General features: G+C 64.8%; 11 protein-coding genes, 1 pseudogene and 1 other annotated feature. Of the genes and pseudogenes, 4 read left to right on the forward strand and 8 right to left on the reverse strand.

Annotated features, from left to right (window positions below; genetic code table 11):
* The first annotated feature begins 2 nt into the window (after positions 1-2).
* On the forward strand, positions 3-581 hold the full coding sequence (locus tag CKO43_RS10405) for an ankyrin repeat domain-containing protein (RefSeq protein WP_346014377.1): 579 nt from the start codon (positions 3-5) through the stop codon (positions 579-581).
* A 118-nt stretch (positions 582-699) separates the two neighbouring features.
* Positions 700-903, forward strand: a complete 204-nt coding sequence (locus tag CKO43_RS10410) for a hypothetical protein (protein WP_200225617.1) — start codon at positions 700-702, stop codon at positions 901-903.
* Here CKO43_RS10410 and CKO43_RS10415 read toward each other — a convergent pair.
* The gene (locus CKO43_RS10415; RefSeq protein WP_200225619.1) at positions 842-1,507 is read right to left on the reverse strand and encodes a hypothetical protein; all 666 of its coding nucleotides are present in this window, start codon (positions 1,505-1,507) and stop codon (positions 842-844) included. The two genes, CKO43_RS10410 and CKO43_RS10415, sit on opposite strands and share 62 nt — an antisense overlap.
* 430 nt (positions 1,508-1,937) lie before the next feature.
* On the opposite strand from CKO43_RS10415, the pseudogene CKO43_RS10420 reads away from it, so the two are divergent.
* Positions 1,938-3,166 (forward strand): annotated as a pseudogene (locus CKO43_RS10420) (IS3 family transposase).
* Positions 2,216-2,332: a sequence feature (AL1L pseudoknot), on the forward strand. It overlaps the preceding pseudogene by 117 nt.
* 99 nt (positions 3,167-3,265) lie before the next feature.
* Here CKO43_RS10420 and CKO43_RS10425 read toward each other — a convergent pair.
* A complete protein-coding gene (locus tag CKO43_RS10425) occupies positions 3,266-3,862 on the reverse strand; it encodes a DUF3304 domain-containing protein (RefSeq protein ID WP_242477747.1) in 597 nt (198 codons plus the stop codon).
* Positions 3,859-4,242 carry a DUF3304 domain-containing protein gene (locus tag CKO43_RS10430; protein WP_242477748.1) on the reverse strand — a complete coding sequence of 128 codons (384 nt, stop codon included), beginning with the start codon at positions 4,240-4,242 and terminating at the stop codon, positions 3,859-3,861. Before CKO43_RS10430 ends, CKO43_RS10425 begins: the two co-directional genes overlap by 4 nt.
* Here CKO43_RS10430 and CKO43_RS25770 point away from each other — a divergent pair.
* Positions 4,223-4,399, forward strand: a complete 177-nt coding sequence (locus tag CKO43_RS25770; RefSeq protein ID WP_242477749.1) for a hypothetical protein — start codon at positions 4,223-4,225, stop codon at positions 4,397-4,399. The genes CKO43_RS10430 and CKO43_RS25770 overlap by 20 nt on opposite strands.
* A 60-nt stretch (positions 4,400-4,459) precedes the next feature.
* Here the strand turns inward: CKO43_RS25770 and CKO43_RS10435 are convergent, their stop codons facing one another.
* The 5 genes from CKO43_RS10435 to CKO43_RS10455 all read right to left on the reverse strand — a co-directional run.
* The gene (locus CKO43_RS10435; RefSeq protein ID WP_200225621.1) at positions 4,460-4,885 is read right to left on the reverse strand and encodes a hypothetical protein; all 426 of its coding nucleotides are present in this window, start codon (positions 4,883-4,885) and stop codon (positions 4,460-4,462) included.
* 349 nt (positions 4,886-5,234) lie between these two features.
* The gene (locus CKO43_RS10440; RefSeq protein WP_200378596.1) at positions 5,235-7,001 is read right to left on the reverse strand and encodes a T6SS phospholipase effector Tle1-like catalytic domain-containing protein; all 1,767 of its coding nucleotides are present in this window, start codon (positions 6,999-7,001) and stop codon (positions 5,235-5,237) included.
* On the reverse strand, positions 6,998-7,519 hold the full coding sequence (locus CKO43_RS10445; RefSeq protein ID WP_200225627.1) for a DUF3304 domain-containing protein: 522 nt from the start codon (positions 7,517-7,519) through the stop codon (positions 6,998-7,000). The genes CKO43_RS10440 and CKO43_RS10445 overlap by 4 nt, the downstream gene beginning before the upstream one ends.
* Positions 7,516-8,418, reverse strand: coding sequence for a DUF4123 domain-containing protein (locus tag CKO43_RS10450; protein WP_200225630.1), 903 nt, complete (start codon positions 8,416-8,418; stop codon positions 7,516-7,518). Before CKO43_RS10450 ends, CKO43_RS10445 begins: the two co-directional genes overlap by 4 nt.
* Positions 8,419-8,421: 3 nt before the next feature.
* The coding region (locus CKO43_RS10455) for a DUF2345 domain-containing protein (protein WP_200378597.1) at positions 8,422-8,918 on the reverse strand (497 nt) is incomplete at its 5' end.

Consider the following 8,918-nt stretch of genomic DNA (forward strand, 5'->3'; position numbering starts at 1 on the left):
ACGTGGATTTCTTCCGGGCACTGCAGCTGGACAACGAGCAGGCGGTCAAGGAGATCCTGGCCGACGGCTTCGATCCCAACGCCGTCAGTGAAAGCGGCGACGTCGCGCTGGCGCTGGCGCTGAAGGAGGGCTCGGACAAGGTCGCGCGGCTGCTGCTGGCGCACCCCGCCATCCAGGTCGACCAGGCCAGCGCACGCGGCGAGACGGCGCTGATGATGGCGGCGCTGGCCGGCCGGCTGGACTGGGTGGAGCGGCTGATCGCACGCGGCGCGGCCGTCAACCGCGAGGGCTGGACGCCGCTGCACTACGCGGCCAGCGGCTCCGACCGGACCGTCATCGTGCGCCTCGTCGAGCGTGGCGCGCTGCTGGATGCCCGTTCGCCCAATGGCAGCACGCCGCTGATGATGGCCGCCAGCTACGGCGACCAGCGCAATGCCCAGACGCTGCTGGGGCTGGGTGCTGACGTCAGCCTGCGCAACGCCCAGGGGCTGGACGCCGCCGAGTTCGCGCGCCGGGCCGGGCGTGACGCGCTCGCCGACCAGCTCGCAGCCGCCGCCGCCCGGCCGCAGCGCGGTCGCTGACAGCGGTGCTGTCGGAAGCAGGCTTACATCAAGGATGGCGACGCGCCGACTCGGCAGGCGCGGGCGGCGGCCCTAGAGTGCAATCAGCCGGAATCGCCGGCCACTCCGGGAGACCCTCATGGCTCGCATCACGTCGCGCAACCCGTTCACGCTGATGATGAACCCCGAGATCGTGCTTGCTGCGATCGAGCGCTCCGAGCGCCTGGGTCAGCTCAACCGGCGCATCTGCCGCCCGCTGGACCGCCCGATGCTCGGCCCGGTCAAGGTCGCGGATGCCGCGGAGGATGACGAGGACGACTCGCCTGAGACCGACCTGCAGTAAGGCGCTTGCGCCCGCGCGCCGAGCGCTGGCGGCGGGTCGACATGATCGTGCCGACGGCGGCCAGCGCCAGGACCAGCAGGCCGCCGACGAAGACTTCCATGCGGTGTTCGCGCAGCGCGGACACCATCCGGCGCAGGACCGACGGGTTGCTGTCATGCGCCGACTTGGCACCACCCAAGCCGGGATCGCTCCCGGTGTCGGCAGCGCCAGCATCACCGTTGAGTGAGGACCACCGCGTCGGCGCGGCCGGCGAGCCCGATTCCTCCACGGTCTCGGGCGCGGCCGTAGCGTCCGTCGGGACCGACGCCGCTTCGTGTGCGGCCGCGGCGGCAGCTCGTGGGGTCGCCGGCAGCTGGCGCGCGGGCTTGACCGTCTCGCCACCCACGCCAGGCGCCGGCGGTGCCGCCTGAAGGTCCAGCAGCATGCGGATCGTGGAAGAGGTTCCGGGCACGTCCTGTACGGCGGAAGCTGAACTGGGCATGGCGGCTGCACGCGCCGTCTCGTTACCCAGAGCCGAAGACGCGGCCGGCGCCGCGAGGCACGGCCCGGCGCTCAGCAGGGCCGCCAGCAAGACCGCGTGACGCGGACCATCAACAAGGTTCATCGAGCTTTGCGATCGGCAATTTCAGACCGGCGGGTCGGTAAGCAAAAGCCGAGCCCTGATGGAAAAGTCGTTGCGCGGCAAGGACTTGGGGCGGAACAGGCGCGGCGCGCCAGGCCAAATGTAACGAACACCGACAGCGGCGGTGAGCTGCGTTCACGCCAGAACGTCAAGATCCGAAATAGCGACAATGTATATTATGTCAACTTACAGGCGCCTCCTGGCCCGGCACCACGGCTCTTCACTGCTGGCTGCCAGCCGTCCGACGCAACGCTCCACCTGAAAAGTCCCAAAACGCGACAGCATTCCCCTCGTTTTGGCGTCTGCAGCAGTTGAGGCCCTTGTTGTCGCATTCATGGCTTGCGACGTACTTCAGCTGAACTGAACCGCTCCGGCTTCCGAGGAGGCTCCTTCGCTTGAGAATGGAGTCAGCATGAGGAAGTCAGTGAAGTTCTCCCCCGAGGTCGTCGAGCTCGCCGTGCGCATGGTGTTCGAGGCCAAGGGCCAGTACGAGTCGCAATGGGCGGCCATCGAGTCCATCGCGGCCAAGATCGGCTGCACGTCGGAGACGCTGCGGCGCTGGGTGCGCCAGGCCGAGCGCGACCAGGGGCTCAAGCCCGGGCCGACGACCGAGGAGCAGCAGCGCATCTAGGACCTCGAGCGCGAGGTGCGCGAGCTGCACAAGGCCAACGAGATCCTGAAGCTGGCGAGCGCGTTTTTCGCCCAGGCGGAGCTCGACCGCCGCTTCAAGTCTTGATGGGCTTCGTCGAAGAACACCGCGCTCGATTCGGGGTCGAGCCGATCTGCCGCGCGCTGCAGGTCGCCCCGTCGTCGATGTGGCGCGAGTTGGCGCGCCGGCGAGATCCGCAACTGCGGCCAGCGCGCCAGAGGCTGGACGCTGCTTTGGTGCCCGAGATCGAGCGCGTCTGGACGGGAAACCTGCGCGTGTACGGGGTGCGCAAGGTCTGGAAGCAGTTGCACCGCGAAGGCCGCGCCGTGGCGCGTTGCACCGTCGCGCGGCTGATGCGGGCCAACGGCTGGCGCGGTGCGATGCGGGGCAAGCGAATCCGCACTACGGTGCCCGACGCCAAGGCGGCGTGCCCGCTGGACCGCGTCAACCGCGAGTTCCGCGCCGAGCGGCCCAACCAGCTATGGGTGAGCGACTTCACCTACGTCTCGACCTGGCAGGGCCACGTCTACGTCGCCTTCGTCGTCGACGTCTTCGCGCGTCGCATCGTCGGCTGGCGCGCCAGCCGCTCGATGACCACGGACTTCGTGCTCGACGCGCTGGAACAGGCGCTGTACGCGCGCCAGCCCGAGCGCGACGGCTCGCTGGTGCATCACTCGGACCGCGGCTCGCAATACGTGTCGATTCGGTACAGCGAGCGCCTGGCCGAGGCCAGCATCGAGCCGTCGGTCGGCTCCAAGGGCGACAGCTACGACAACGCGCTGGCCGAGACGATCAACGGGCTGTACAAGGCCGAACTGATCCACCGGCGTGCGCCCTGGAAGACCCGCGAGGCCGTCGAGTTGGCCACCCTCGAATGGGTCTCGTGGTTCAACCATCACCGCCTGCTCGAACCCATCGGCTACATCCCGCCGGCAGAGGCCGAGGCAAACTACTACCGGCAACTCGCCACCCGTCAGGCTGCAATGGCCTGACTCACACCAATCGGCCTCCGAGATTGCCGGAGCGGTTCAGACAGGCGGCCAATGCCATCGGCAACAAGAAGCAGGCTGCTTTCGTCCCGAAGCTTGCGCTCATATGGCCTCGTCCTCCATCGCGTTGTCAACTTCAGGAAACTCGGGCTCGTCCGGCTGGCGTTCGTAGTCGCTCCACGGTTGCTTGCGCAGCAGCGTGGTCGCCAGCGGCTGCGGTCCGGGGTACTCCGGGTTCGGTTCCCAAGTGCCTGGAGCACTGAGGTCGCAGGTGATGGCACGTACTTGCCCATCGCGCAGAAAGTGCACCCAAAGGCGGCCCATCGGGCCGTCACAGTGCTCCAGCGGCACATCACGCTCGTACATGGAATAGACGCGGCGTTTCCAGTTCGTGACGGCCCAGGTCACTTTCACGGTGAGCCCGGGCCGCCACTCGGCCGGCAGGCTGGCGCAGCACACTTTGCGGCCTCCCCCACCGGCCTGATGTCCACCCGTACCATTGACCCAGAAGTCCTGGATGCTCAGGTGTTCAGCCAGATGGTCGACGCCCGTGATGGACACGCCGATCGTGTCGTCCTGCCCAGCCGCGCGGCACGCGGCCAGTGGCAGCAGCACGAAGACCAGGGCCTTCGTGAACCAGCGGCCAATACTCATGGAGCGCCGTGATCCAAGGTGCGCCGGGGCACTGATATCGCTCATTGGGCTGAGTCTTTCATGGCGTCATCGACTTCCTCGAAAAGGGGCTCATCAGGCTTGCGCTCGTAGTTGTCCCAAGGATGCTTGCGCAATACGGTGTCGTACGAAGGGCCTCGGTAGTAGCCGCCGCTTCCCCATGGCGCGTACATCGACGACACGGCCCGCACCGATCCGTCGCGCAGGAAGTGCACATACAACGGGCCCAACTCATCGAAGGGTTCAACCTCTACGGTCCGCTCGTACATCGTGTAGACCCGCCGCTTCCAGTTCGTGACGCCCCATCTGACCTTCACGGTCAGTCTGGATCGCCACTCGGCTGGCAGGCTGACGCAGCAGACCTCACTACCCCCCCCCGCCCGCCTGATGACCTCCCGTTCCGTCAACCCAGAACTCCTGGATGCTCAGGTGCTCTGCCAGATGGTCGATGCCAGAGATGGGCACGCCGACCATGTTCTCCGGCTCGGCAGCTCGGCAGCCAACCAGAGGAAGCAACAGGACCAGGACGATCTTCCAGATAAGGCGGCGCATGAAGGCACCTGAGGCAGCGAGCGAAGGGCGAGAGCAGCATCGTTGACACCCGGAAGATGAGCCTGGCGGCGATCATGCGGCTCGCCCGGCCCAGCGATCGACAGCGTCGGGAGTGCCGCGAAGCTTGGCTTCCAGCACGGCAGCCCTGAAGCCGGCATCGCGCAGTGCGGCGCCGCTTGAAAGGACGACGCGCCTGGCAACGGCACGCCGCAGCAACCACGGATCGAGGCCGACCTCAGTGCAGTGCGCCAGTGCTTCTTCGACCCTTACGAACTGAGCTGCGTCCTTCTTAGGAGAGAGGCCCGGGTCGCCAAGTTCTTCAAGGCTGACCGCCATCTGGTCCGCCGCTCCTGCGGCCAACAAGGCATCCAACTGGTTCGCAGCAAACGTGAGATCGCCCGCGTCCGACCCAGCTAACTCCTGGGCCAACTCGCACGGCCTGCCATAGCGGTCAACCCAGCTCCAACGCGCAACCGGTCCCTTGATGGTGGCCAGCACGCCTTTCGGCAGCGCAGCGTTCGCTGCTTGCAGCGCCCGGGTATCAGCGAATCGGAAGTAGAAGCGCTACCCATCCTCGACGCGCATGAGCCGGATGCGCCTGAAGTGGCTGACCAGCTCCTCTGCGCTGGCAGTCGTCAGCAGTTCGCTGACACCCAAGCTGGCAGGCAGCGCCAGTTTGCTCCAAGCGGCCTTCCAGCAAGGCTGAGATGCCGAAAGCGGCTGCCAGTTGCCGTCGCATCGCCGCCGCATCGGAGGATCCAAAGCTGGTGATGCTGCCACCGGGCTCGACGACGATGAGCATCTCGTCAGGTGACCGCTTGCTTCCCGGCATGCTGCTGCGGTCTTGTCAGTCCGCACCCTTGAAGACAGTTCGGAACTTGACGAAGCCGATACCGTTGCGCTGGTACTCGTCCATGCCCATGTCGATGAACCCTGCCTGCGAGTCGTGGATGTAGCGGTCGAAGAACGTCTGGATCTCGGGAGTCACCGCTTCCAAGTTGATGCTCTGTGCCACTTCGAAGGCATGTTGCATCGGGTTCTTCCCCACGGCCACAAACGCGGGCTCCGCGTTGTCGACTACGGTGCCCAATCGGATGGGTCCGATGGCGATCGAACGCCATGCAGTCGTCCAGGTCTTGTCCCAGATGGATGGCGCAGCATGCAGTTCGTCCCAGCTTCGGCGCGCGCCATCAATGACTTGACCATAGCGCTTGAGGAAAGGCCAGTTCGCTGCGTACGTTGGCTCCCGTTCCTTGACCGTGTCCATCAACTTGGCCATCTGCATGAACAGCGTTCGCTGCGTCTTGTAGAGGTAGCTGCGGTCCTTCGGACTGGCGTTGCGGTACGGCGGCGTGGCGTAGTACTGGACCGAGTGCAAGTGCTTGAAGCGGTAGCTGAAGTACAGGCTCATGTGGCGCCTGCCCATGTCTTCGATGGGGGAGCTTCCGAGCTTGGCTCCCCTGAGGAAGCCGTTGAAATCGGAAATGACTTGAGGATCTGGCGTTAAGCTCTTCTGGATAGATTCGCTGAGTTGATCAAAGGGCAGCAGAGGCACGCCAGCCTTCCGTGCCTCGTGGTACATGTTCACGCCAGGAATGATGCTGAGGAGAGACTCCTGGGTGGGCGAGACTCCGAGGGCTTTGGGCGCGTAGCCGCCACCAACGTCGGAGTGAGCCCCCGGGTACATCACCTCCATGGCATTCGGGGGATACCTCGACTTCACGCGCACGGAGTCCAGCGGAAAGCAGGCCCGAGTCTCGTGGCCGGCTACGTAGTGCACGCACTGCTCGACGGCGGGATGAATCTCTAGGCTTCCATCGGCCCATGACTGGTGGCCAGTGAGAACCCCGTTGTCGTACAGGTTGGCCAAGCCGACCGATGCGACTGTGTCGAAGATGCCGAGAAACTGCAGTCGAATCGGGATCCCGGCGAATGTCCAGCCTCCGCCCTCTGGCTCGCACGTTTCGAAAATCCAGTTGACGAAGGCCCTTGCTTGAGCTGCCCCGCGAGAGAAGCCGAAAACGGAGAGGTTGATCTGTTCGACGCGTGGCTTCTTATCATTCAGCGCTGCCTTGAGCTTCTGCTGCCAAGCACGGAACATCGCTCGGCGGATGAAGGCGGAAGTCCCGGTAGAAGATAGGTAGCCGGCGATCGCTTTCGCGTCAGCGTTCGTGATTAGCGGCGCATCGTTGAAAACATACTGATGCGGCGCATTGACCAGACGAGTGAACCCCCAAAGGACGCGCTCTTCCCCGCCCGCTGCCGCAAGCGAGCCCATTGGTCCGCCTGTGTCTCCGATCTCTGGGAAGGGAGTACCGACACCTGGCACGTAAAACGGGTAGTAGCCGGGTCGCGTAAGAGGATCGATGTGCGTCAGAAATAGCTTTACCACGTTGCTGTGCTTGCGCTGCTCCGGTGGCGGCAGTTCATAGTCGGCCCTCATATTGTTTCCAGTGCCGTCGAAGAACAGGCCTACAAATACTTGACCTGAACAAGTTGGAAGCCGCTCTGCAGACACTGTGCAGGCGAGGGCCTTGGCACGCTGCAGTTGCTCTCTGGTTGAGAGCTTCCGGACACCGCTTTCAGGGAAGGCTTGGGGTGATGTCGTCGTCATTGCGGCGACCCAGCTGGCGATTCCTGCTCGCTGGGGAAGCGAATGGGGTAGTCGGGATGCGTTGGGCCGTAGAAACTAACCACGGCGCGAACCTCCCCTGCCGGTAGGAAATGAATACGAAGATTACCAAGGGGCTTGCTGTACCTGGGAATGTCAACAACCGTCTCTCGCCAAGCCCCCTCAACGAACTGGTTGCGACCATCCTTCACGACGATGTTCCCGTTGCCGTCTCGCACCCAGTGACCATCTTCCTGCCACTTGATCGTTGCCTTCAATCCAGGCCGCCACTCAGTGGGAATCACAACGCAGCACATCTCACTGCCACCACCATGCGCTCGGGCGTTGAGGATTCCGCCTTCACCATTGATGATGATGCTGCCAACGCCGAGGTCGGTGTGGTTGTAGGCCGTATAACTCACTGCCGTCTTATCTTCTTCACCGCACGCCACCAACATTGCAGCGCTCGTTGCCAACAGCAGCCACCGAATTGGCTGCGAAGCCATGGCGTTACAGTTCATTCGATCGACTCCAAAAAATTCCCCATTGCCTGCGCGAAGTCCCCGGTTGCCACCCAGGACTTCGCCCGAAGCCATGCCAGGAGCCGAGGATCGTCTTCAAGGTGTCGCCCAGCGCTGCGACAGGCCACCAACAAGTACAGGCGATCTGCCGGCGTGCCGAGCTGGCAGTCCTCGGCCAACTCGCACACTCGCAAAGCCTGGGTATAGACAGCGGCCCTGTTGTCTTCCAGAAGCAAGTCTGCGAACTGCTCGCTCAGCATCGCAACGAGCGAATCTGGTTCACCAGCGCGCAACAAGGCGCCCAGTTCGGCGTCGGACAGCTTGACCGGGCCTTGTTGGGCCTTTTCTGCGAGCGCCGGGGCGCCCGCCGTGGCGGGCTGCTTCACGAGTTCGCCGTAACGGTCGATGACCCGCCAATCGGCAAATTGCGCTCGCAACGAGGACCAGTGCTGCTTGCTGAGCGACTGGTGCAGCCCCACCGCGACTCGAGTGTCGGCCCAGCGCAGCACGAAGGCTTGCCCGTCCTCGGTTTGGACTTCGATGAACCTGTGCATCGCCAATGCGAGTTCGGTAGCGGACAAGTCCGAGCGCACAAACGACAACATGGGCCTGCCCGCAGCGTAGCTGTGCAGCGCCCGTACCTGGCGTTGCAACTGCGCGGGCTCGACTGCCGCCAGTTCGAAGAACACCGGCGACACCTGCGCCAAGGCGGCCCACTTCCCACGGGCGTAGACCGCCGCCGGCGGCGACGCCAGCGGCCATCGGGGGTTCCCTTCGTCGAACGCGAGGTCCACCAAGGCGTGCCAGTGCCAGCCGGGTTCGGTGTCGCTGGCAAGCCGCTCGAATGCTTCCAGGGTCGCCTTGGATGCTGGATCGGACGCAACGAACGTCATGGCCATGCGCTACACGCTCGCGAGCGCCGACCCGGACTTCAGCGCCTTGAGCAGACACGACACGCAGACCTGGCTCGGCATCTGCGGCATGGCGTAGCTAGATTGCTGCGGCCCCGCAAAACTCTTCTTGCCCGCCCACACCGAGATCTTGCCCGGGCACTCGAAGACGATGTTGCCGCCCTCCAGCGTGAGCCGGGCGCCGCCGGCGGTGGCCAGGGTGATCTTCTTGGCCGCCGCCCAGTCGATGTGCGCACTGGCGCTCTGGACGCTCACGTCCTGCTTGGCCGCCACGCGCAGCGTGTCGCTCTGCGCCTGCACGCTGATGTCGCCTTGGCCGGCGATGAGGGTGATGCCCTTGCCGGCGGCCTGTTCGCCCGGTTTCACCGCCCCGGCCAGCACGCCGATGCTCTGGCCGGTGTGGATGCGCAGGGCGCCGCCGCTGGCTTGCTCCAGGTTCTGCCCTGCGGCGAGTGTGAGAGTCTCGCCAGCGGCCATCTGCAGATCTT

Origin of the sequence: Rubrivivax gelatinosus, from assembly GCF_016583785.1 — a bacterium.
Lineage (GTDB): Bacteria > Pseudomonadota > Gammaproteobacteria > Burkholderiales > Burkholderiaceae_C > Rubrivivax > Rubrivivax gelatinosus_B.